The organism is Halomonas sp. AOP25-F1-15, assembly GCF_052378675.1.
In the GTDB taxonomy this organism is placed as follows: domain Bacteria; phylum Pseudomonadota; class Gammaproteobacteria; order Pseudomonadales; family Halomonadaceae; genus Vreelandella; species Vreelandella casei.
Map to the genome: position 1 here is coordinate 151,088 of NZ_JBQSXV010000001.1, position 22,707 is coordinate 173,794.

The window sequence follows — 22,707 nt, forward strand, 5'->3', positions numbered from 1 at the left end:
ACGTTACGCGGCGCTTAACGCGCCGCGCGATTGGCCTGTAACGTACGTGTCAATAGCGCCCGCAGCGCAGCTGGTTTAACCGGCTTTAACAGCAGTTGGTAACCCGCCCGTTTGATTTCTTCAGCAACAGCTTCAGTTCGGTCAGCGGTGATCACAATGCCCGGCACGGCTCCTTCAAAGCGCTCGCTAAGCGCCTCCAGTGCCATCAAGCCAGTCACTTCATTATCCAGGTGATAGTCAGCCAGAATAGCATCGGGCTCACCGTCCATATTACGCAGAATGGACTTCGCTCCCCCAATGCTAGTGGCCGTAAATACTTCGCAGCCCCACCCGCTTAGCATGGCCGTCATGCCTTCTAGAATCAGCGTTTCATTGTCGATACACACGATACGCGTACCGTTCAATTTATGACCACCACGGCGCATTTGAGGCTCTAGATCGGATGCGTTAGCTTCCCGGGCCGCCACTGTTGGCACGCTGACCGAGAAAACTGCGCCTTTGCCTACCGTAGAGCGCACTTTGATAGGATGATCCAGCACACGGCTCATGCGATCAGCAATCGAGAGACCTAGCCCCAGCCCCTTTTCGCTTTCTTTATGCCGCGAGACTTGATCCAAGCGACGGAATTCTTGGAAAATTTCGGTCAGTTTAGATTCAGGAATGCCAGGGCCGCTGTCCCACACTTCAATAGAGAGCCAGCCATTTTGGCGGCGACAGCCCAGCAGTACCCGGCCCTCTTGGGTATAGCGAATAGCGTTAGATAAGAAGTTTTGTACGATACGCCGCAGCATCTGAGGATCTGAGTCGACCCACAGCTGGGTCGGCACTACTTCTAAATCCAGCCCTCTGTCGTCAGCCATTACCTCAAACTCGGCGCGCAGTGGGCGAAAGATATCCGCCAGTGGGAAGTGATTGCGACGTGGCGTTAAGGCGCCAGCATCTAGTTTAGAGATATCCAGCAGGGTGCTGAGCAGCTCCTCGGCCGCCTGGAGCGAGTTATCGATATGGCCAACGATGCGCTGGGTATCTGGGGTAGTGACATTTTGCATTAGCGCCGATGTAAACAGCCGGGCAGCGTTAAGAGGCTGCAGTAAATCATGGCTGGCCGCGGCGAGAAAGCGCGTTTTAGAGGCGTTGGCATCTTCCGCCAGCTGTTTAGCCTGGCGCAGGGCGAGCTCTGCCTCCGCGCGCACTCGGTTCTCCTGGCGCAGTGCTGCGTTGGCCTCCGAAAGCGCCTGAGTTCGCTCACGAACGCGCTCTTCAAGCGTTTCGTTGGTTTCCTCTAGGGCAATCTCAGCTTGGCGGCGCTCGGTAATATCTTGATAAAGGGCAAAGAAACCCAAAATAGTTTGGCTGTCGCCAAAGTGGGGCGTGTAGGTCACGAGCATATAGCGCATGGCCTCGTTAACGCGCAGCGAGACTTCAAAGCTCACGCGCTCTCCGCTTAGTGCACGGGTAACCCAGGGCGTGCGCTCCTCGGCCTGTTTGACCTGAAGCACGTCCTCAAAACGACGGCCAATGACCGCGTTGCGATCAATATTAAAGGCCTGCTCGTAGGCGCGGTTGGTAAATAAGTAGCGACACTCTTTGTCGAAATAGGCGATCAGCGCGGGCACGTTGTCAGTATAAATACGGATATTGTTTTCCGAGCGGATCAGCGCCTCTTCGATACGCTTTTGCTGGGTAATATCCTGATAGGTATAAACAAAACCGCCACCCGGCATCGGGTTGCCCTGAACTTCCAGCACGCTGCCGTCCTGGCGATAGCGCACGTAGCGATGGGGCTGGCCTTCGCGAATATTGTCGAGCAGAAGCTGGACATGTTCTTCTGGATCTCCCGGGCCATATTCACTGTTGTGGGCGTTGTAGCGGAAGATGCGATCAATCGGCGCCCCGACGCGAATGAGATGGTCAGGGAAGCGGAATAGTTCCAGGTAGCGCTGGTTCCAGACCACCAGGCGCAGATTCTGATCGACTACGCTGATGCCCTGGTTGATATTTTCGATAGTGGCTTGCAGCAGCGCTCGGTTGAACTCCAATACCTGTGATGCTTCATCGACAATTGAAATCACGTCCGAAATGCCGATGCCGCGGCCTTGAAGCGCCGAGTTGACCACAATTCGAGCAGATGATGCGCCGAGCACTGAGGCCAGAAAACGCTCGGTAAACTGAATGATATCAATCGATGCGCGGGTGCCGTCATCCAGCGGTTTGCCCGTGCGGCGGGCGTAGTCTTCAAAAGCGCGACCCACTTGGCTGGCGCCTAGAAAACGCTCACAGAGCACTTTTAAATCGCCCACGGTGGTTGCCCCGGTCCAGGGCCGGTTGACCGAGGTCTGGCGTGTTTCCACGCTATCGACAAACAGTGATGCCTGAATACGCTCAACTACTCGCTGAGAGGTGACCTGGGAGACAAAAATGTAGCAAAACAGGTTAATCCCAAGGGACAGCATCACACCGTGGGTAAAGCTATCGCCCAAATTAAGCCCAAAGAGTGCCGTTGGCGATAGCCAGTTAAGCCCAAGCGGTCCACCTTCAAGCCACAGGGTTGGCAGCACGCCGGCATTGATCATGGCGGGCATTAGCAGGCTATATACCCAGATCGCGAAGCCTGCGTTCATGCCGACGATAACCCCGAACCGATTGCCGCGCTTCCAGTAAAGCCCGCCAATCACTGCGGGTGCAAACTGCGCTGCGGCCGCAAACGACAGCATGCCAATAGAGGCCAGCGAGGTGAACTCAGCAAGTAGCTGGTAAAACCCGTAGGCCATGGCCAGTACAGCGACAATCGTCAGGCGACGAGTGCGCAGCACCAGACGGCCATAGTCGCGTGCTTTGGTATCAAACCAGCGCAGGCGGAACAGCGCTGGAATGATAATTTCGTTGGAAATCATGATAGATACCGCCACCGCAGCGACAATCACCATGCCCGTTGCAGCAGAAAATCCGCCAATAAAGGTGAGTAGCGTCAGCCACTGGTGTCCTGACGCCACCGACAGCGCCAGGACGTAGGTGTCGGGCTCTACGCCGGTTTCAGAAAATAACAGTAGCCCGGCCGCGGCTAGGGGCACTACAAAAAACGCAATGGCTAGCAGATAAAGTGGAAACAGCCAGCGGGCTTTGGAGGCATCGTCAGGGTGGATGTTTTCCACCACCGCCACGTGAAATTGGCGCGGCAAGCAAAGAATCGCCAGCATGGCGAGTAGTGTTTGCGCCCAGAAGCTTTGGCCAAAGTCCTGATTGGCGAGCTGGCGCTGGAGCTGAAGCTGGCTCTCGGCATGGCCCATTAATTCCCCTAGACCGCCAAACATACCCCAGGTGACAAAGGCACCGAGCACCACGAAAGCCAGCAGCTTGACCAGCGATTCAAATGCGACCGCATGAATTAATCCTTCGTGATGTTCGGTGGCATCAGTGTGCCGGGTGCCGAATAAAATCGCGAAGATAGCCATGACAATGGCGACATAGAACGCCGTATCGCCAAACAACGGCGTATGAGTTACATCGGTGGCGTCGGTGAGTACGCTAAACGTGGTGGAAACCGCTTTCAGCTGTAGAGCAATGTAGGGAAGGGTTCCAACCAGCGCAACGAGACTGGCAAAGGCGGCCAACGATTGAGTTTTGCCGTAGCGGGAGGCAATAAAGTCGGCAATAGACGTAACGTTTTGGTGCTTAGCAACACGGATCATTTTGGCCAGCACGGGCCAGAAAAGTAAAAACGTTAATATGGGCCCAACAAAGATACTGGCGAACGACCAGCCGGCTGTAGCGGCTTGCCCTACGGCACCGTAAAAGGTCCATGAAGTGCAGTAAATCGCCAACGCTAAGCTATAGATAATCGGACGCCGGCGGGTGGCGCCATGCGTGCGCGCTCGGCGGTCACCGTACCATGCTATGCAAAACAAAACGGCAATATAGAGGAACGATACCGCGACCAGTAGCCCGCCGTGAAACATGCTTTTCTCCCGCCAGAGTTTGCGATCCGCTTAACGTGCGCTGCTGATAAAAGGCTTTATTCTAGGCGAAATATCGCGCGCTGTACGATCATTGATACGCAGGTTTGCTGGCGACAGTTAAAGCCTATGTGGCACAGACGTTGAGAAGCAGGGGGGAGCTATCGCGCAACGTGCGTATCTGCTCAAGGATGGGGGCGCGTGTCTCTTTATCGAGTGGGACTAATTCGCGGTTTTCGCAGTTAAGCAGATAAGGCTGGGTGATGATGATGTCCGTGTAATGGCGTTCAAACTGATAAAGGATAAACTCTGCTAAGCGGGCGCCATTTTGCTCGCTGAGACGAATGTTTTCGCTGTCGATCACGCTAAACTTCGTGGTCATGGGGATCGCAAACGTCCATGGGCGCCATACTGCCGTGGAGGTGTCGCTGGAAATCACCGTGGTGGTAGCGGGAAGCTGGGCCTGCTTATGCTCAAACCAGCTGTATTCCACCTGAACCTGATAGCCCAACATCCCCAGCCCGCCAAATACTGGCACTATCCATTTGGGTAGCCGTTTGCCGCTCAGCGTACGCAGTATTAGACCGATCCCTGCGGTCGCCAGGCCCGCAAACACGGCGGCGATCAAATGCCATATCATAAATTATCCTTATTAAAAGACATCGGGCCTCCCTGAGGAAGCCCGATGGTGGGTCGATTCCAAGGCGTGATCACCGCATTACGCTAACACGCCAGGAACGATTATGACTTAGTGATCTATTGCCATGCCAGCACCTTTCGGATAGCGAACGCTTTCCACTAGGTCCTGAATTTCTTGCGGCGGAGCTTTTGTCACGCTAGAGACCGCAAAGGCAACGGCAAAGTTAATCATTGCACCTACTGCACCGAAGGAGAGTGGCGAGATGCCTAGGAACCAGTTGTCAGGCGTGTTTGCCAGCATGTTGGTACCCGAAACAAAGAACCAGCCCAGATAGGTGAAGATATACAGCAGAGTGCTGATTAAGCCTGCCAGCATGCCGGCAATCGCGCCTGAATTGTTCATCCGCTTAGAGAAAATACCCATCATCAGCGCTGGGAACAGCGATGCACCGGCAATACCAAAGGCCAGGGCGACTGTTTGTGCTGCAAACCCAGGCGGGTTGAGCCCCAAATAGGTGGCCAACAATATCGCACCGCCCATTGAAATCCTTGCCGCCAGCATCTCGCCTTTTTCGCTGATTTTTGGGTTGATCATCGTTTTGATCAAATCGTGGCTGATGGCTGAAGAGATGGCCAGTAGCAAGCCCGCCGCGGTAGAAAGCGCCGCTGCGATGCCGCCTGCTGCAATCAAACCGATTACCCAGCCGGGTAAGTTGGCGATTTCAGGGTTAGCGAGTACCAGGATGTCATTATTCACACTGAGCTCGTTACCTTCCCAACCACGATCGGTGTAGTCAACGGCATCATTGTAAAACTGAATGCGGCCATCGTTGTTGATGTCGTTGTAGGTGATCAGCCCAGTGTCTTCCCAGGTACGGAACCACTCAGGGCGCTCTTCGTATAGGATCGGCGTTTGCGCCGCTTCTTCGTAGTTCTCAACCTGCCCCGCCATCTCTGGATAGACCGTGGTCATCAGATTCAAGCGAGCCATGGAACCTACCGCTGGTGCGGTGAGGTAAAGTAGTGCAATGAAGACTAATGCCCAGCCGGCAGACCAGCGCGCGTCGGCCACTTTAGGCACGGTGAAAAAGCGAATAATAACGTGAGGAAGACCGGCAGTACCGACCATCAGCGACAGAGTGAACAGCACCATGTTGAGCTTGTTATCTACGTCAGCGGTGTAGTCTTGAAAGCCAAGTGCGCTTACGACGCTGTCCAGTTTCTCAAGCAGCGGCACGCCGGATTCGGTATGCGTACTGAACATCCCGAACATCGGAATGGGGTTGCCAGTTAACTGCATGGCAATAAACACCGCAGGGATAGTGTAGGCAACAATCAACACCACGTATTGAGCAACCTGGGTGTAGGTGATGCCTTTCATACCGCCAAATACGGCGTAGAGGAAAACGATTAGCGCGGCAAGCCAGATACCCCAAGTGTTGCTAACTTCCAAAAAGCGAGAGAAGGCAACGCCTGCGCCGGTCATTTGACCGATAACGTAAGTAACGGAGGCGATAATCAAACATACAATCGCGACGAGACGCGCAGTATTGCTATAGAAGCGGTCACCGATGAAGTCTGGCACGGTGAACTTACCAAACTTACGCAAATAAGGCGCTAGCAGCATCGCCAGAATCACGTAGCCGCCGGTCCAGCCCATTAAGAAGGTGGAGTTCGCGTAGCCTCCAGAGGCGAGCAAGCCAGCCATAGAGATAAACGACGCCGCTGACATCCAGTCCGCCGCGGTAGCCATCCCGTTGGTGATAGGATGAACGCCGCCGCCGGCCACATAGAAGTCTTTCGTCGAGCCTGCTCGTGCCCAAATCGCGATGCCGATATAAAGGGCAAAGGAAGAGCCGACGAACAGTAAGTTAATTGCAAACTGGCTCATACCGGCTTACTCCCCAAGGCCATATTTTTGATCGAGCTTATTCATCTTCCAGGCATAGAAGAAGATCAGCACGATAAAGGTCAGAATTGAGCCCTGTTGTGCAAACCAGAAGCCTAAGTCAGTTCCGCCAACCGGAATGCCGGCCAGGAGAGGGCGAAAAAGGATAGCGCATCCGTAAGAAACGAATGCCCAAACGGCTAGGCATCCATAAATTAAGCGGACGTTAGCTTTCCAGTATTCAGCAGCATTGCTTTTGTCGTCTGCCATTGTGTTTCTCTCCACTTGTGATTTTTAAGGTTGGGAAAGTTCACGAGAAATAGCGTGTAATCCATCAAGGTAATCGTACGTCGAAAACTACTCAGTTTTAGGGCTGACGAACTGATATTTTTTAGTAAGTCAGCTTATTGTCAAGAAGACAAAGTTGAGTGAGTTAGTAACGTGCGATTACCCTGCATGGCTCAGTGCTAATAGTGGCTAATAAATGCAAAAAAATAAATCCCAGACTTTGGTATCAATGTGCAGCTAGATATCGATGGGTGATGTGCATGTTCTTGAAAATAAGAATTTTTAACCGCTATTTGAGCGAAGTTGGTCGGCGTTCTGAGAACTATAGGACGATAGTCTAGTAGGTAAGTAAGTGGTGCGTTATTGGCTGCTTTAAATAAATACTTTGTTTTTAGTCTAATGCTGATAGAAACATATCAATACTTTGGTCGCGTCGCTAAAGTCGCTTCGACTTTAGCGTGATAGCTAAAGGTATAACAACCTTCTGCTTGCCTATTGGGAAGTGAATCCTTTATACCCGTATAGCGCGTTTCAAATAATAACAGCGGGTTTTTTATCGCGTAGAAGTAAGGATTGACTACCTCGGGTCAGCGCTGAGCGTTATGCCACGTTTTTTAGCCCACCTTTTAGTTGAATGAGGTCATGCACAATGGTTGAGGTGGACTTATCCCAACTGCCGTTTACGCTTCTTGATGATGAAGGACGTGACCACATTCGCCGTGGCATTGATCTCGCCTATTTTGATCGCGACGAAATTATTTTAGAGACAGGCCAAGTGGGTGAGTTTGTTTTCCTAATCCATAAAGGGGAAGTGGCTGAAATAGATGCGACCCTTCCATCGACTACCTCGCGTATCGGCCACTACACGCCAGGCGATATATTTGGCGCGATCAGTATTTTGAACGGTAAAAGCCGCTATCGCTTTAAGGCCGAGCAGGAGTGCTTTTGCTATTTATTGCCCAAAGCGCTGTTTCAGCAGCTTTGCCATCGCTACCCAGCCTTTAATGACTTCTTTCGTCAATCGTTGACCCTCAAGGCGCGCTTGCTGACTGAAAAGCGCGCCGGAGGGGGCGTCGCCATGGCGGGTTTCATGCTGGCTAAGGTCAGCGAGTGCATGCGCGAGCCGCTGCTGGTTGCAGCATCTACCGATATTGCTAGTGCCGTGAAGCAGCTTAACGATAGCCATGCCGATAGCCTGCTGGTGGACACCCAGGGTACGCTGGGAATGGTGACTAAAACCGATCTGCTCAATGGCTTGGTACTGGGTAGTTGCGATGTGACATCGCCGCTTAATGAGATTGCCCGCTTCAATTTAGTGACCGTTGAGCCGGGTCAGTACTTGTTTGAAGTATTGGTGCTAATGACACGGTATCAAGTAGCCCGAGTAGTGGTGATGGAAAACAGCGTTTTAACCGGCGTTGTCGAACTTACCGATGTACTTAGCTACTTTTCAAGCCGCAGTTTTGTTGTGAGCCTGCAGGTTGAGCAGGCGATCAGCTTGGCGGCGCTGGCGGCGGCTAGCCAGCGCACTCCAGAGCTTGTTAAGGCGCTCATGGCTCAGGGCGTTAAACTGCGTTTTGCGATGGATCTACTCGCTGCGTTAAACGGCCGCATCATAAGTAAAGCCTGGGAGTTTATCGTCGACGAGCGATATCGTGAGCATAGCTGCATGATGGTGATGGGTAGCGAAGGGCGCGGCGAGCAAGTTCTGAAAACGGATCAAGATAACGGGCTTATTCTTGCTGATGATGTCCAGTGGCCTGATCTTTCAGCCGATATGAAAAGGCTTACTAGCAGCTTGGTTCAGCTCGGTTACCCGACATGTCCCGGCAATATTATGGTGTCTAATGCTGAGTGGGTGGGCACCGTATCGCAGTGGAAAGCCAGTATTGCAAAGTGGGCCCGTGAGCGCGATGGCGATAGCCTGATGAAGCTGGCGATTATGCTTGATGCTCACGCCGTCGCGGGCAATCCAGGTCTACTTGAAAGCGTCAGAGAAGAGCTGTTTGCACGTTGTTCAAATGACGAGCTGTTGCTGTCCTATTTTGCCCGTACGGCGCTGCGCTTCTCAACGCCCTTGACTCTATTTGGCTCGTTAAAAAAGCCTCAGCACGGTATCGATATTAAAAAGGGCGGTATTTTTCCTATTGTTCACGGTGTGCGCACCATGGCACTTGAGCGGCGTATCAACGCGACCTCGACGCTAGACCGACTTGATGCTTTGGCTTCAGATGGTCGCTTGGATCGTCGCTTTGCTGAGGATCTCGGAGAGGCGCTATCGCTGTTTGCCGAGCTGCGTCTTAAGCAGCAGCTTGATGCGTTAGAAGCGGTGGGTGACCAAAGAACGCTTCACGGAGCTCAAGAGGCAAGCCGAGCTAATCGTGTCGTGGTGCAATCGCTTTCATCACTAGAGCGCGACCTACTGCGTCAGGCGCTGCACATTGTTAAAGACTTTAAACAGCGTCTTTCGCATCGTTATCATTTGGAGTATTCGTGAGTGGAATATGGCTGCTAGACCGGCACGTGGCGCTGTTTAGCGGCTCGCTACGCACGTTGCTGCGTCGTGAAAGCGACCGGCGGCGTTGTGCTGGCTCCCCTTACGCCTGGCTATTTCAACCCTACATGGGAGAAGAGCTGGTGGCGCTCACCTGTTGTGTAACGCCAACAGGGTCATCACCGGTCATTAGCTTGGCGGCTATCGTGTTTAATCAGCAACGGATACTGACCAGCCAGGCCTTTGTGCTGACGTTAGGCACGCCGGGCCAGGCTGATAATGCGTCGCTGCGCCGCCATCGCCTGCTGTGGCAAGCAGGTGAGATAACGGCGCCAAGCAGCGGTAACTTAAGTGCGTTAGTGGAGTTCATCGGTAATCGCCCCGTTGTGGGCTGGCAGTTGGATCAGCGAATTGGAGCGCTCAATGCGCTGCTAAGCGCGCGCCTAAACTTTGAGCTGCCTAATGCCCAGGTCGATGTGGCGAAATTACACCAGCGCCAGCTACGGCGCGTGCATCCTGAGGTTGACGCGCCAAGCAGCTTTGCCCAGGCGCTGGCCTGCTGGCAGGTGCCCGCAATGGGGGCTGCCCAAGGCATATTAGGTGAGGCCACGGCTAGCGCACTGCTGTACATGCGCCTGCAGCGCGTTATGGCAGAGGCTATTTAGACAAGGGTTGGCGCCGAGCGGCGAGGTTGAATGTTGGGTCAATGCAGCGAGTGTTGCTAGAATGGCAGCTGCTTTTCATTTTCAGCATCTTTCACCCTCGGTAGTGCCTATACCATGCAATCTCTTCATCATTTTGATCCTCATCTTTCCTCGGCTCACGTTAATCCTGCGCAGGGCGCCTCAGAGGATTTTGCTGGCGCCAAGAAAAAGCGCGAATTTAACAAACTGCAAAAGCGTTTACGCCGAGAAGTGGGCAATGCGATTATTGATTATCAAATGATCAATGAGGGTGACCGCATAATGGTGTGCCTGTCTGGTGGTAAAGACAGTTACACCATGCTGGAAATTTTGCGCAATTTACAGCGCAGCGCGCCGATCAATTTTTCGCTGATAGCGGTCAACTTAGATCAAAAGCAGCCGGGTTTTCCTGAGCACGTGCTGCCTGCCTATCTGGATAAGCAAGGCGTGGAGTATCACATTGTGGAGCGTGATACCTACTCGGTGGTGAAGGAGAAAACGCCCGAAGGTAAAACCACCTGCGCACTGTGTTCACGCCTACGGCGTGGTTCGCTGTATGGTTTTGCTGAAGAGATTGGGGCCAATAAGATTGCTTTAGGGCATCACCGCGAAGATATTCTTGAGACGCTTTTTCTGAATATGTTTTTCGGCGGCAGCTTGAAGGCAATGCCCCCTAAGCTCCTGTCCGATGACGGTAAAAACATGGTCATTCGGCCGCTGGCCTACTGCAAAGAAGCCGATATTGCTGAATTCTCGCGACTAATGGAATTCCCGATTATCCCCTGCAATTTGTGTGGCTCTCAGCCCAATATGCAGCGCCAAGTGGTCAAAGAAATGCTCGCCGAATGGGATGAGAAATTCCCCGGCCGCCTCGAAAGCATGTTCAAAGCCGTTACCAACATTGCGCCATCACAGTTGGCAGACCGCAGCCTTTTCAATTTCGAAGGCTTAGAGGCCAAGCAAGCGGAGTTGATGGCGGGGCGTATCCAGGCCTTTAACGTTGGCTAGCCTAATTGAATAGCTAGGAGCCGTGCGTGTCACACTATGCGTTATCTGGATATAACACGGTACGCCCTGAGGCTTTGAGCGACGCGTTTCGCCGCCAGCCAGCGGGGCGTTTTTTGGTGCAAGATAGGGGGCCGCTCTCAGTACATGGCGAGGCCAAGGTAGGGCGATTACTGTTTGCCCACGGGGCGGGGGCCGGCCAGCAGTCAGCGTTCATGCAGCAATTTGTCACTTCTTTGGCCCAGCAGGGAGTGCAAGTGCTGTGTATCGACTTTCCGTATATGCAGCAGATGCAAGAGTCGGGTAAGCGCCGACCGCCTCCGCCAATTGCCCAAACACTTGTGCAGTTGACTGAGTGGCATGCATTGCTCAGCCCACTGTCGGCGCTTCCTTTGTGGGTCGGGGGGAAATCAATGGGAGGGCGTGTGGCAACGCTGCTAGCGAGCCAGCAGGCATGTCCTGGGGTCGTGGTGGCTGGCTATCCGTTTCATCCGCCTAAAGCGCCTGACAAGCTTCGACTGGACCACTGGCCAGCCATTGAGTGCCCTTTGCTTGTTTTACAAGGCGAGAGAGACCCGTTCGGCACCCGCAATGACGTCGCAAGCTATGATTTGCCAGCCAATGCCCACCTCGCATGGCTAGAAGATGGCGACCATGATTTCAGGCCTCGCCGCTCTTCTGGCCAAACGCATAAGGTTTTGATTGACGAAGCGACCCAAATTGCGGCATCCTTCGTCCGCGCTTACGGCTAAGGCTTCACAGAAGCAGAGCAGCACGCGGGTTTAAAGCATCGTTTTAAGAACAGTTTTAAACGTAGCATGTTGACATTGAACAAGTCTTCTGTAGAATTCAGCGCCACGTGTCCAGCGGGTGGTTAGCTCAGTTGGTAGAGCACCAGCCTTACAAGCTGGGGGTCACTGGTTCGAACCCAGTACCACCCACCATCTTAGATGGTAAAGATACGTTGTAGGAAAAGCAGTAATAGCGTAATAGTAAGACAAGTGAAATTAAGTATTGATGTGCATAACGGACCGGTAGTTCAGTCGGTTAGAATGCCGGCCTGTCACGCCGGAGGTCGCGAGTTCGAGTCTCGTCCGGTCCGCCAACATCACATCGCTACCCAGCTTGCATACTGTTTCACTGATGCTGTTGTAACAAAGATGTTCTAGAATAGATGTTGCAGTAAAAGTATGTTATCGCACTTCGGACCGGTAGTTCAGTCGGTTAGAATGCCGGCCTGTCACGCCGGAGGTCGCGAGTTCGAGTCTCGTCCGGTCCGCCACGATAACACTGATGGATAGTAAGCTAGATTGGGTGGTTAGCTCAGTTGGTAGAGCACCAGCCTTACAAGCTGGGGGTCACTGGTTCGAACCCAGTACCACCCACCATTATCGCTAAGATTTAAGAGCGCCTCTGAACCGCTTGCAAATAGTAGCTGTGTAATGGGTATGATAGAAGTGTCTTAACGTGGACCGGTAGTTCAGTCGGTTAGAATGCCGGCCTGTCACGCCGGAGGTCGCGAGTTCGAGTCTCGTCCGGTCCGCCATTAAAGCACTTAAGATGTCGTAATGATGTAAAAGCTATATCGGCATTAGCCGAACAAATTCAAAAAAGCCCGGATCATTGATCCGGGCTTTTTTATTGCGTCTACCCGCTTAGCGGCGCGCGAGTATTAAGCAATGGCGCTAACGGCCGCCTTAGCAATTTGCACATCTTGCTCAGGTTTGACGCCTGAAATGCCGACGGCACCCACTACATGACCATCGACAATAATCGGCACGCCTCCTGAGAGAAGACCTTGCAGCGGCGCAGAAATAAACGCAGTGCGTCCGCCGTTGATCATCTCTTCGAATACCTGTGTCTCTTTACGGCCTAGCGCTGCGCTGCGCGCTTTCTGCGTAGCTACTTCAGCGCTGAAGGGGGCAGCACCATCTAAACGGCGCAGGCCCAGCAGGTGGCCGCCGTCGTCAGTTACCGCGATGGTCACGGGCCAGCTATTGCTATCGGCTTCTTTCTGTGCAGCATCCAGTACGCTAATCACATCGGTTTGGGCAAGAATGGCTTTTGTTTGCATGGTGTAATCCTTTTTAAGGAAGGGAGTGAGTCGCCGCGCTATTAAGTAGCAGCGCGGCGCAGGGGTTAAGTTTTAAAAGCTAAGGGTTAGGGAAGTGCTGCATCGACGATTTCTACCCAGTGGCGCACTGGGGTTCGGTTTGCGCCGGCAAGGTGCGTCTGGCAGCCGATATTGGCCGTGACAATAACGTCCGGCTTGCCTGCCTCAAGTGCATTGAGTTTATTGTCCCTCAGCTGCGTGGCAAGCTCAGGCTGGGTAATAGAATATGTGCCCGCCGACCCACAGCAAAGGTGCCCATCCTGAACAGGCGTTAAAGAGAAACCTAGCTTAGTAAGCACGCCTTCGACCGCTCCATTGAGTTTCTGAGCGTGCTGTAGCGTACACGGGCAGTGAAAGGCCAGCCGCTTTGAGTCGTTAACGTTCAACGCCTCTAGCGGCTCATCGCGCAAGATTTCGACAATATCTTTAGCCAGAGCGCTGACCTTTTCCGCTTTCACCGCGTAGCTGGGGTCATCCTTGAGCATGTAACCATACTCTTTAATAAAGGCGCCGCAGCCACTGGCGGTTTGTACAATAGCTTCGGTGCCTTGTTCAATGTACGGCCACCAGGCGTCGATGTTGGCGCGCATGCGGGTGCGGCCGTCGTCTTGGGCGTTGAGGTGAAAATCCACCGCGCCACAGCAGCCTGCTTCAGAAACAGGCGTTACGCTAATACCTAAACGATCAAGTATGCGCGCGGTAGCGGCATTGGTATTCGGTGACAGCCCCGGCTGTACGCACCCTTCTAGCATTAATACTTGGCGAGCGTGGCTGTGGGCATCGGGGCGAGTACCGGCATCCACGGGGGCCGGAGGCATTTTACTGCGCAGCTTGGCAGGCACCAGCGGTTTAAAGGTTTGCCCAAGCTTCAAGAGCGCTTGAAAGCGTTTAGGATCAACCATCATCTTGCGCAGTACGTAGCGCTGAGCCCGCTCACCGGGCGGGCGGGGTACGCGGCGCTCAATTTCAGCACGCCCAATGTTAAGCAGCTTATGGTACTCCACGCCCGAAGGGCAGGTGGTTTCACAGTTAAGACACGTCAGGCAGCGGTCAAGGTGTAGGCGAGTCTCATCGGTGACCTGGTCGTCATCGTCGCGGCTTTCGAGCAACTCCTTCATTAAATAGATGCGTCCACGCGGGCCGTCGCGCTCATCGCCTAGCAGTTGATACGTTGGGCAAGTGGCGTTGCAAAAGCCGCAGTGAACGCAGGTGCGTAAAATGCGCTCCGCTTCCTGAATATGCGGCTTTTGACGATCGGCATCGGTAAAGTGCGTCTGCATATGTCAGCTCTCCTGATTAAAACGCCGCATAAAGACGACCGGGATTAAATATGCCATGGGCATCCAGTTCCGCCTTCAGGTTACGATGATATTTTTCCACTACCGCGTTTAGCGGTGTGAAGGGATCTACGGCGCCGCCCTGGGAATGAGGTGTGTAGCAGGTCGCATGGCCGCCCGCGGCGTTGCAGGTAGCGCGCAGCGTGTTTGCATCCAACGTTGTCTTTACCCAGCGCTGGCTGCCCGCCCAGTCGTAAAAGATATTTGTTTTAGGAATATCCAAGGCTAGAGGCGCCGTGTTCGGCGGCAGCGATAGGCGCCACAGCGCTTGATCATCGTCGGGCTGAAAGAACGTGTGAGTATGATCGCGTAGCTCGCGCCAGAAACTGGCATCAAGCGACTCACCGCCCAAGCGTTCCTGCGTCGCTTGAACCGAGCTTTTGCCGCCCTCTAAGCGTAGAAACAGCTCGCCGTGATGCCAGGCAGCCGCCGTGATTGGCAGCGGCTGACGGCCCAGTTCGGCGAGTTTTTTGAGCGCATCATCAAGACTGTACGTTAACCGCAGGCTGTGAGTGGCTGTGGGGATCGGCAGCACTTTAAAGGAAATGTCGGTCAGTACGCCTAGAGTGCCCTGTGCACCAGCCATTAAGCGCGAAAGATCGTAACCGGCGACATTCTTCATCACTTCGCCGCCAAAGCGGAGCAGCTTGCCTTCTTGAGTGATCACTCGCGTGCCCAGCACGAAGTCGCGCACCGCACCCGCCCAGGGGCGGCGAGGTCCGGAAAGCCCAGTGGCGACGGCGCCACCAATGGTGCTGCTTTCAGCGAATAGTGGTGGCTCGAATGCCAGCATTTGATTCTGCTCTGCTAGTACGGCCTCTAAGTCATTAATACGCGTGCCAGCGCGCACGGTTACCACTAACTCTACCGGGTCATAGCTCACAATGCCTTTGTGTTCGGTCATTTGCAGTGTTTGGCCTTCCACGGGGCGGCCATAAAAAGCGCGGGTGTCTCCGCCTACAATACGTAGCGGGGTGCGTTCGGCATACGCGCTGCGCACCTGTTCGCACAGGGCATCAGCGATATCGCGGTCGGCGGCATGCATCGCTCGTTCGGTCATGGTCTTTCCTAGTTTTGGGTCTTGCCTAGTTATTATCGTGGCTAGGGTAAATGTTAAAAACGTGGCAACTCCGGGTGTGGTAACTCGTTGTTATGCACATGCATCGCACCAAATTCAGCGCAGCGTGCCAGCGTCGGAATGTTCTTACCTGGGTTCAGCAGCCGCTGTGAATCAAAAGCCGCTTTTAGCGCATGAAAAACACTAATTTCATCCGGCTGGAACTGGCTGCACATTTGGTTGATTTTTTCGCGACCAACGCCATGCTCGCCGGTGATAGAGCCGCCCACGGCCACGCAGAGCTCAAGAATCTTGCCACCCACCTCTTCGGCAAGCGCCAGCTGGCCCTCTTGGTTGGCATCAAATAGGATCAGCGGATGCATATTGCCGTCGCCTGCGTGAAACACATTGGCCACGGCTAACCCGCTTTCTTGTGAAAGGGCGGCAATGCCTTTAAGCACCCGGGGAAGTTCGCGGCGTGGAATCGTGCCATCCATGCAATAGTAATCCGGCGACATACGGCCCACTGCGGGAAAGGCATTTTTACGCCCCGCCCAGAACTTGGCACGCTCGACTTCATCGCGAGCCTGCTGGATGTTGGTGGCCCCGGCATCTTCCAATACTCGGCGTACGGTAGCGCAGTCGTCGTCGACATCAGCCTCAACGCCGTCTAGCTCGCAGAGTAAAATTGCCTCGGCGTCGAGTGGGTAGCCAGCTCTGACAAAATCCTCAGCGGCTTGGATGGCGAGCTTATCCATCATTTCTAGGCCGCCGGGAATAATGCCTGCGGCAATGATGTCACCAACGGCCCGACCGGCTTTTTCGATGTCATCAAAGCTTGCCATCAGCACTTTAGCCGTTTCCGGTTTGGGCAATAGCTTGACGGTAATTTCAGTAACTACCCCCAACATGCCTTCTGAACCGTTCATTAGTGCCAGCAGGTCAAAACCGGGCGCATCTAGCGACTCAGCCCCCAATGTCATGTGCTCGCCCTCAATGGTGAGCACGTCAACGCGCATTACGTTATTCACCGTAAGACCATATTTTAAGCAGTGCACGCCGCCGGCGTTTTCAGCCACATTGCCGCCAATAGAGCAGGCAATTTGCGATGAAGGGTCGGGCGCGTAGTAGAGCGAGTAGGGCGCGGCGGCTTCAGAAATAGCCAGGTTGCGCACACCGGGTTGAACACGCGCTAAACGAGCATCAGGGTCGACTTTCAAAATCTTGTTAAAGCGCGACATCACTAGCAGTACACCTTGCTCCAGCGGCAGCGCGCCGCCTGAAAGCCCGGTGCCTGCACCGCGGGTGACAACGGGTACGCTGAGTGCATGACAGCGTTTGAGCAGCTTTTCCACCTGATCAAGCGAGTCAGGCAGCGCCACCAACATGGGCAATACGCGATAGGCTGCTAACCCGTCGCACTCAAAAGGTCTCAGGTCTTCCTCACGATGCAGAAGTGTCATTGCGGGAATGGATTGCTGCAGGTCGTTTAAAACCTCTGCTTTATCACGGCTAACGAGCGGACCATCTAGGCGCTCATCAAAGAGGATATTCATGATGACATCCCATGCTTATTGTCATTAAAGGATAACGCTGGCTATTTTCACGAACATATTTCAGGCACGTGCATATTTCACGTACAGCGCGTTTGCGCCACGTGGTTTCAATTTGGGCTTTTTTTGCGCGTCTGTCTAGACCGTGGTGCATTGGTCTTACCATTCATTAGTCGACAGAACGCTTCCTGTGCTGCTGAGTGGCGCTAGGTCCGCTCAGCCGTTAGCGATACTCTTGTCATAATCAGGGTTAATCACGCCCGCTAACGTGGCTACCTCAATTTTATTGCACAAGTGGTCACGCAGGATTTGGCCTAACAGCGCACCGTCACGCTTTTCGAGCGCCGCCATCATGTTTTCATGATCCTTGACCGCCTGGCTCCAGTAACGCTCGGTCATTTTCTTGGAGTAACGCACGCGCTTAACGCGTTGATTTAAGTTGCTATAGGTTTCTTGTAAAACGTCATTATTCGCCGCGGCCAGAATGCTTTCATGAATCTGGCGATTGACCTTGAAATAGGGCAATAGATCGCGATTACGGTAGTGCTCTAGCATCGTATCGTGGAGCTTTCGAATGGCGCTAATTTCAGCGTCACTTATGTACTCACAGGCAAGTTCACCGGATAGCCCTTCTAGGGCCGCCATTAAATCGTAAGTGTCTTTAACCTTTTTGAAGGTCAGCTGTACCACCCGTGCGCCTCGGTTGGGCAGCAGCTCGATAAGGCCTTCGGTGGCGAGCACCTTCAGCGCTTCACGCAAAGGCGTGCGCGATACGCCGAAGCGATCACACAGCTGCTTTTCAGATATTCGTTCTCCGGGGGAAAGCTCGCCGTGCTCAATGAGTTCGCCAATTCTATCGGCCACTTCGCGATACAAGTTGCGCTGCAATATCTTTGTCATTCTTCAGTTCCTTGTCAGTGGCGCACTTGACTTGTTGCCAAGCTACCCAGACCACTTGGATCGTTTGAGCACGATACCATTTGCTTAAACCTAGCGCCGAGTACAGCCGACTTTGCTTAAAACCGTCTTTGCATAGTGGCTATTATTTGCATGATCTGCAAAAGTAATTATGAATTCAGTATTCACGATGTCAGCATTTTGCTGGCGATATTGTCATCTTAACAATCACAAAGGTAAAACCGATGGCCGGACAAGTATTCCACTGCAGCGTGCAGCTTCCTAGGGAACAAAGTAGAAAAGTAATCGAAGGCGCTATAGCGCTGGCCCGCGAAGCCAGACTCCCGCCGCTAACCATCGTGGTATTAGATGGCGGCGGTAATTTAGTGGCAGCAGAACGGGAAGATGGCTGTGCACCGTTGCGTTTTCCAGTGGCGCAGGGGAAAGCCTATGCTTCACTTGGCATCGGGGTTGCCAGCGGCGTGTTAGGAGTTCGCAACGCTGAACGCACGGCGTTTGTTGCCAGCGTTTCGGCGGCTTCCCAGGGGCATTTTGTGGCCGTGGCGGGCGGAGTCCCCATTTTGAATGATCAGCAATGTGTGATTGGCGCGGTAGGCGTAAGCGGTGCCTCGTCTGATGAAGACCAGCAGGCCGCTATAGCGGGTATTGAGCTAGCAGGTTTACGTTGGGGGCTTGAGCCTAGCTAGCAATATAGCGGGATAATTGTGATTCAAGAGCGGGCTGTGTGGCTTATTCGAGCCACTGCCCGTTTTTTTATGTGTGAAGGTTATTAGAGAGAGCTTAAAAAACAACGCGTTGCAGTTTTGTTTTTGCGACAAGACGAAAGTTTAATACCTAATTTTGAATTTTGAATTCAAATTGATGTGGGGAAAGCCTTTGCTGTAGATGCCTATTAGCAACGCGTTGGTCTATTCAAACAGCTTCCCATGCAGGTTCCATCGTGAGCTAACGCTGCGGTGGCGACATAGCCAACAACAACAAATGCTTCACTTGGAGTTCACTATGAAACTGCTCAAAACAGCGCTGGCAACGGCCATTGTATCGCTTGGCTTGCAGGCCGCCGCCGCTAACGCCGCTATTGAAGTGCGCCTTGGTCATGTGGGTGGCCCTGGCTCGTTATTTGAAATTAGCGCCAACCGTTTTGCTGAACTCGCCAACGAACGCTTGGAAGGCGTTGCCGAAGTAAACGTTTATGGCAACAGCCAGCTGGGCAGCGATGAATCAATGATGCGTCGTTTGCGTTTGGGTTCACTGGATCTCTCGATACCCTCCACGGTCATGAGTTCGGAATCAGATCAGTTTGCGCTGTTTGAAATGCCGTATTTAATCGCTGACCGCGAGCACATGAAGCGCGTGCGCGATGAGGTCGTACGTGGGCCCATGTATGACGCCGCTGAAGCCCGTGGTTTTAAAATTATCGGGGTATGGGAAAACGGTTTTCGTCAGATCACTAACAACGTTCGGCCGATTGTTGTTCCTAGCGATCTTGAAGGCATAAAGCTGCGCACGCCCAGCGGTGTATGGCGTATTGAAATGTTCCGTAGCTACGGTGCGGCGCCTTCCCCGATGTCGCTTTCTGAAGTGTTCGTGGCGCTACAAACCGGGGCAATGGACGGCCAGGAAAACCCATTAATTCAAACCTACTCCTCGCGCTTCCAGGAAGTGCAGGATTACCTCTCCATTTCCAACCACGTTTACACCCCTGCCTACCTAACCGCTGGTGCTAGCTGGAGCCGTCTACCGGAAGAAGTGCAGCAAGTGCTCGAAGAAGTGGCCGTTGAAATGGAAGACTTCGTGTTAGAAGAAGGTCAGCGTCTCGATGATGAAACCCTGGCGAAAATGAAAGAAGAGGGAATGGAAGTCAACGACGTCGATTTCGATGCTTTCGTTGAGGCCTCACAAACTATCTACAGTAAGTTTGCCGATGAAGTAGACGGTGGTCAGGACTTGATTGACTCAGTGGCTGCGCTACGCGAGTAAGTCCCGCGCCAATCTATCAGAGGTGCAGCGCTCGATACGCGGCACCTCGTCTCTCGGAGGTCTCAATGAGTACTTTTACAAAATTCAAGAACGCCTATTTTTCGTTTCTTGAAGGTATCGTCGTGATTTTGGTAATTGCGCTTGCGGGCGTGGTCACCGTCGGCTTCGTGACCCGCTATCTAGGTTTTCCCTTAAGCTGGTATGACGAGCTGGCGGCTGTGTTGCTGGCCTGGGTGACCTATTACGGTGCGGCGTTGGCCGCCGCGAAAGGCGCGCATATTACCTGCCCCAGCGTGCTTAATATGTGCCCGCCTGTCATTCGTGTGCCGGTCGCGCTGCTAGCCGAGGCTATCACCATCGGTTTCTTTATCTTCCTTGGCTTAGCAAGCTATCAGGTGATGCTGATTCTTGATGGCGTCAATATGGTCAGCCTCCCCGCCATCTCAATGCAGATAACTCAGTCGGCTATTCCCGTTGCTTCCGTACTGTTCATTATTGCTGAACTGCTGCGGCTCCCCGACGTGATCAAAAGTGCTCGAGGTAAAGGCTTTATTGATCATGAACTTGAAGAAGCAGGCCTTGACGCAGATGCCGTCGAAGCCGTCAGCACACAGCAGCGAGGGTAAGCAGACACCATGGTCATACTGTATATCTTTATCGCATTAATTCTGCTGATTCTTATCAATGTGCCTGTTGCGGTGGCATTAGCATTGGTGGGAACCGTTGCAACGTTCATGTCGTATGGCAGCTTGGCAATGCCGACGGTCGGCATGACGATGTTTGAGGGCGCCACCAACTTTCCGCTGATTGCGATTCCGCTGTTTATTCTCGCCGGTGCCATTATGAACGCCTCGAGTATATCGCGGCGCTTGATTGACTTAGCCATGGCAATGGTAGGGTTTATTAAAGGCGGTTTAGCGATGGTTACCATCGGCGCTTCGGTGTTTTTCGCTGAAATTTCAGGATCTTCCGTTGCAGGCGTATCGGCCATAGGCAGTATTTTGATTCCCGCGATGCGCAAGCGGGGCTACACCAAAGAATTTGCCGCTTCAATTTCCTCTTCGGCTGCCAGCCTGGCCATCATCCTGCCGCCTTCTATTCCGATGATTCTGTATGCGGTCATGTCGGGTGAATCGGTGGTACAAATGTTTGTTGCCGGTATCTTCCCAGGACTTTTAGGTGCAATGGGCTTGGCGGGGATGTGCTACTACCTGGCACGCAAATATAACTTCCCCTCTGAAGGGCGCTTTCGGGTCTCGCAGCTATGGATCGCTTTCAAAGAAGCGATCTGGGCACTGTTGATTCCGATCATCATTCTAGGCGGTATCTTTGGTGGGTTCGTTACTGCGACCGAAGGCGCAGCGCTGGCGGTATGTGTCGCTATCTTTATCAGTGCGGTGATCTATCGCGAATTCACCTTTAGAAATTTCATCGACTCTTGTAAGAGTGCCGGCGTGCAAACCGCGGTGGTGATGCTACTGGTGGCAGCGTCAGCGGTCGTCGGTGGGTATCTGACTGAAACGCGTATTCCCCAGCAGATTGCGATGCAGATTAGCGAGCTTACCAGCAACAAGTACATGATTTTGGCACTACTCAACATCATCTTCTTGATTTTGGGTATTTTCCTGCACTCTGCCGCGGCGATTATTTTGGTCGTGCCCATTGTTTTACCGCTAGTGCTTGAAGTGGGTATCGATCCGCTGCACTTCGGCCTGATCGTGACGTTAAACTTAGCGATCGGCCAGCAAACACCTCCGGTGGCCAGCGTGCTCATTGCGGCGTGCTCCATTGCTAAATCGGACATATGGGCAACCTCGAAAACCAACCTGTGGTTCATTGCCGTGCTGTTTACGATCCTGATGATTAATACCTATATTCCGGCGTTTGCGCTGGCATTAGTGAATTTTGTCTACGGATAACGTGACCGTTGGTCGAGAGCTGAAAGGTAATACTCGAACACGACATGCCTAACAGGAGTAGCAGATGAGCAACGTAAACGAACCCAATCACGTCGATAGCGTTCGCTTTGAGCAGCGTAACGGGGTGGCTTGGATTGGCTTTAATCGGCCCCAGAGCCGCAATGCCATGACCTGGGAGATGTACGACGCCCTGGAAAAGCACTGCGATCAGCTGGTCGACAACGACGATATTCATGCGATTGTCTTGCACGGCGTAGGCGGTGAAGCGTTTGTAGCCGGCACCGATATCGGTCAGTTTGCAACCTTTAACAAGGCGAGCGATGCCATTGACTACGAGCGGCGTATTGATCGTGTTGTCGGCAAACTTGAGGCCTTTCCCAAGCCCACGCTGGCGCTGATAGAAGGTGCCTGTGTGGGGGGCGGGGCGGCACTGGCGCTAGTGTGCGATTTTCGCTACGCCACCTCGACGCTCAAGTTTGGCGTACCCATTGCTAAAACGCTGGGCAATACGCTGTCGATTAATAACGTTTCGCGCATGATCGATATGCTCGGCGTTGCGCGGACAAAAGAGGCGCTGATGATGGCGCGCCTGTTTGGTGCCGATGAGGCACTCGCGACGGGATTAATCAATCAGCAGTTCGGCGCAGGCACCATCTATGCCGACGTGGCGATACTCGCAGAGGCCTTTGCTCAGCGTGCGCCGCTAACGCTTAAGGCCAGTAAGGCGTTGATTGGACGTGCGCTGGAGCAGCGACGTCTTCCCGCCGACGCGAGTGATGACTGGGTAACCACCTGCTATATGAGCCAAGATTTTGCCTCGGCAGTGGATAAATTCGTCAATAAAACGCCGTTTAAGTGGTCTGGCCATTAGTTTTCGGCC

General features: G+C 53.3%; 18 protein-coding genes and 5 tRNA genes. 14 read left to right on the forward strand and 9 right to left on the reverse strand.

The features are described 5' to 3' along the window. Nucleotides 1-14 precede the first annotated feature (14 nt). The 4 genes from ACT3TF_RS00670 to ACT3TF_RS00685 form a co-directional block, all read right to left on the reverse strand. Nucleotides 15-3,956, reverse strand: coding sequence for a hybrid sensor histidine kinase/response regulator (locus tag ACT3TF_RS00670; RefSeq protein ID WP_441686294.1), 3,942 nt, complete (start codon nt 3,954-3,956; stop codon nt 15-17). Nucleotides 3,957-4,080: 124 nt separating this feature from the next. Further along, nucleotides 4,081-4,593: a hypothetical protein gene (locus ACT3TF_RS00675; RefSeq protein ID WP_441686292.1), complete on the reverse strand. Its 513-nt coding sequence runs from the start codon at nt 4,591-4,593 to the stop codon at nt 4,081-4,083. Between the two features lie 108 nt (nt 4,594-4,701). Continuing rightward, nucleotides 4,702-6,483, reverse strand: a complete 1,782-nt coding sequence (locus ACT3TF_RS00680; protein ID WP_096278252.1) for a sodium:solute symporter family protein — start codon at nt 6,481-6,483, stop codon at nt 4,702-4,704. Nucleotides 6,484-6,489: 6 nt separating this feature from the next. After that, the gene (locus ACT3TF_RS00685) at nt 6,490-6,750 is read right to left on the reverse strand and encodes a DUF4212 domain-containing protein (RefSeq protein WP_096278254.1); all 261 of its coding nucleotides are present in this window, start codon (nt 6,748-6,750) and stop codon (nt 6,490-6,492) included. A 667-nt stretch (nt 6,751-7,417) separates the two neighbouring features. Here ACT3TF_RS00685 and ACT3TF_RS00690 point away from each other — a divergent pair. The 9 genes from ACT3TF_RS00690 (at nt 7,418) to ACT3TF_RS00730 (ending at nt 12,496) form a co-directional block, all read left to right on the forward strand. Continuing rightward, nucleotides 7,418-9,265: a DUF294 nucleotidyltransferase-like domain-containing protein gene (locus ACT3TF_RS00690; RefSeq protein ID WP_441686289.1), complete on the forward strand. Its 1,848-nt coding sequence runs from the start codon at nt 7,418-7,420 to the stop codon at nt 9,263-9,265. After that, entirely contained in the window at nt 9,262-9,927 is a 666-nt protein-coding gene (locus tag ACT3TF_RS00695) for a DNA polymerase III subunit epsilon (protein WP_255249090.1), read from the forward strand. The genes ACT3TF_RS00690 and ACT3TF_RS00695 overlap by 4 nt, the downstream gene beginning before the upstream one ends. 114 nt (nt 9,928-10,041) lie before the next feature. Beyond that, complete coding sequence (ttcA, locus tag ACT3TF_RS00700) at nt 10,042-10,953, forward strand: tRNA 2-thiocytidine(32) synthetase TtcA (protein WP_096278258.1); 912 nt, start codon at nt 10,042-10,044, stop codon at nt 10,951-10,953. A gap of 26 nt (nt 10,954-10,979) precedes the next feature. After that, the gene (locus tag ACT3TF_RS00705) at nt 10,980-11,702 is read left to right on the forward strand and encodes an alpha/beta fold hydrolase (protein ID WP_096278260.1); all 723 of its coding nucleotides are present in this window, start codon (nt 10,980-10,982) and stop codon (nt 11,700-11,702) included. A gap of 116 nt (nt 11,703-11,818) precedes the next feature. Next, nucleotides 11,819-11,894, forward strand: a tRNA-Val gene (locus ACT3TF_RS00710). A gap of 84 nt (nt 11,895-11,978) precedes the next feature. Then, nucleotides 11,979-12,055, forward strand: a tRNA-Asp gene (locus ACT3TF_RS00715). A 100-nt stretch (nt 12,056-12,155) separates the two neighbouring features. Then, a tRNA-Asp gene (locus ACT3TF_RS00720) sits at nt 12,156-12,232 on the forward strand. A 30-nt stretch (nt 12,233-12,262) separates the two neighbouring features. Beyond that, nucleotides 12,263-12,338: transfer RNA gene (locus ACT3TF_RS00725), tRNA-Val, on the forward strand. Nucleotides 12,339-12,419: 81 nt separating this feature from the next. Beyond that, nucleotides 12,420-12,496 (forward strand) — tRNA-Asp (locus ACT3TF_RS00730). Between the two features lie 126 nt (nt 12,497-12,622). Here ACT3TF_RS00730 and ACT3TF_RS00735 read toward each other — a convergent pair. The 5 genes from ACT3TF_RS00735 to ACT3TF_RS00755 form a co-directional block, all read right to left on the reverse strand. After that, nucleotides 12,623-13,024 carry a heme-binding protein gene (locus ACT3TF_RS00735; protein WP_441686223.1) on the reverse strand — a complete coding sequence of 134 codons (402 nt, stop codon included), beginning with the start codon at nt 13,022-13,024 and terminating at the stop codon, nt 12,623-12,625. Nucleotides 13,025-13,110: 86 nt separating this feature from the next. Further along, complete coding sequence (gene glcF / locus ACT3TF_RS00740; RefSeq protein ID WP_441686225.1) at nt 13,111-14,343, reverse strand: glycolate oxidase subunit GlcF; 1,233 nt, start codon at nt 14,341-14,343, stop codon at nt 13,111-13,113. Nucleotides 14,344-14,359: 16 nt separating this feature from the next. Next, entirely contained in the window at nt 14,360-15,460 is a 1,101-nt protein-coding gene (gene glcE / locus ACT3TF_RS00745) for a glycolate oxidase subunit GlcE (protein ID WP_441686227.1), read from the reverse strand. 53 nt (nt 15,461-15,513) lie between these two features. Beyond that, complete coding sequence (glcD, locus tag ACT3TF_RS00750; RefSeq protein WP_441686229.1) at nt 15,514-17,013, reverse strand: glycolate oxidase subunit GlcD; 1,500 nt, start codon at nt 17,011-17,013, stop codon at nt 15,514-15,516. 213 nt (nt 17,014-17,226) lie between these two features. Then, nucleotides 17,227-17,910 carry a GntR family transcriptional regulator gene (locus tag ACT3TF_RS00755; protein WP_096278271.1) on the reverse strand — a complete coding sequence of 228 codons (684 nt, stop codon included), beginning with the start codon at nt 17,908-17,910 and terminating at the stop codon, nt 17,227-17,229. A 242-nt stretch (nt 17,911-18,152) separates the two neighbouring features. Between ACT3TF_RS00755 and ACT3TF_RS00760 the strand changes: the two genes are divergently transcribed. The 5 genes from ACT3TF_RS00760 (at nt 18,153) to ACT3TF_RS00780 (ending at nt 22,698) form a co-directional block, all read left to right on the forward strand. Beyond that, nucleotides 18,153-18,614 (forward strand): GlcG/HbpS family heme-binding protein, encoded by a 462-nt coding sequence (locus tag ACT3TF_RS00760; RefSeq protein WP_096278273.1) that lies wholly within the window; start codon nt 18,153-18,155, stop codon nt 18,612-18,614. Nucleotides 18,615-18,930: 316 nt separating this feature from the next. Next, the gene (locus ACT3TF_RS00765) at nt 18,931-19,908 is read left to right on the forward strand and encodes a TRAP transporter substrate-binding protein (RefSeq protein WP_096278275.1); all 978 of its coding nucleotides are present in this window, start codon (nt 18,931-18,933) and stop codon (nt 19,906-19,908) included. 65 nt (nt 19,909-19,973) lie between these two features. Then, nucleotides 19,974-20,534 (forward strand): TRAP transporter small permease, encoded by a 561-nt coding sequence (locus ACT3TF_RS00770; protein ID WP_096278277.1) that lies wholly within the window; start codon nt 19,974-19,976, stop codon nt 20,532-20,534. Nucleotides 20,535-20,543: 9 nt separating this feature from the next. After that, nucleotides 20,544-21,827 (forward strand): TRAP transporter large permease, encoded by a 1,284-nt coding sequence (locus tag ACT3TF_RS00775; protein ID WP_176483373.1) that lies wholly within the window; start codon nt 20,544-20,546, stop codon nt 21,825-21,827. Between the two features lie 64 nt (nt 21,828-21,891). After that, nucleotides 21,892-22,698, forward strand: a complete 807-nt coding sequence (locus tag ACT3TF_RS00780) for an enoyl-CoA hydratase (protein WP_441686231.1) — start codon at nt 21,892-21,894, stop codon at nt 22,696-22,698. Nucleotides 22,699-22,707: the final 9 nt, after the last annotated feature.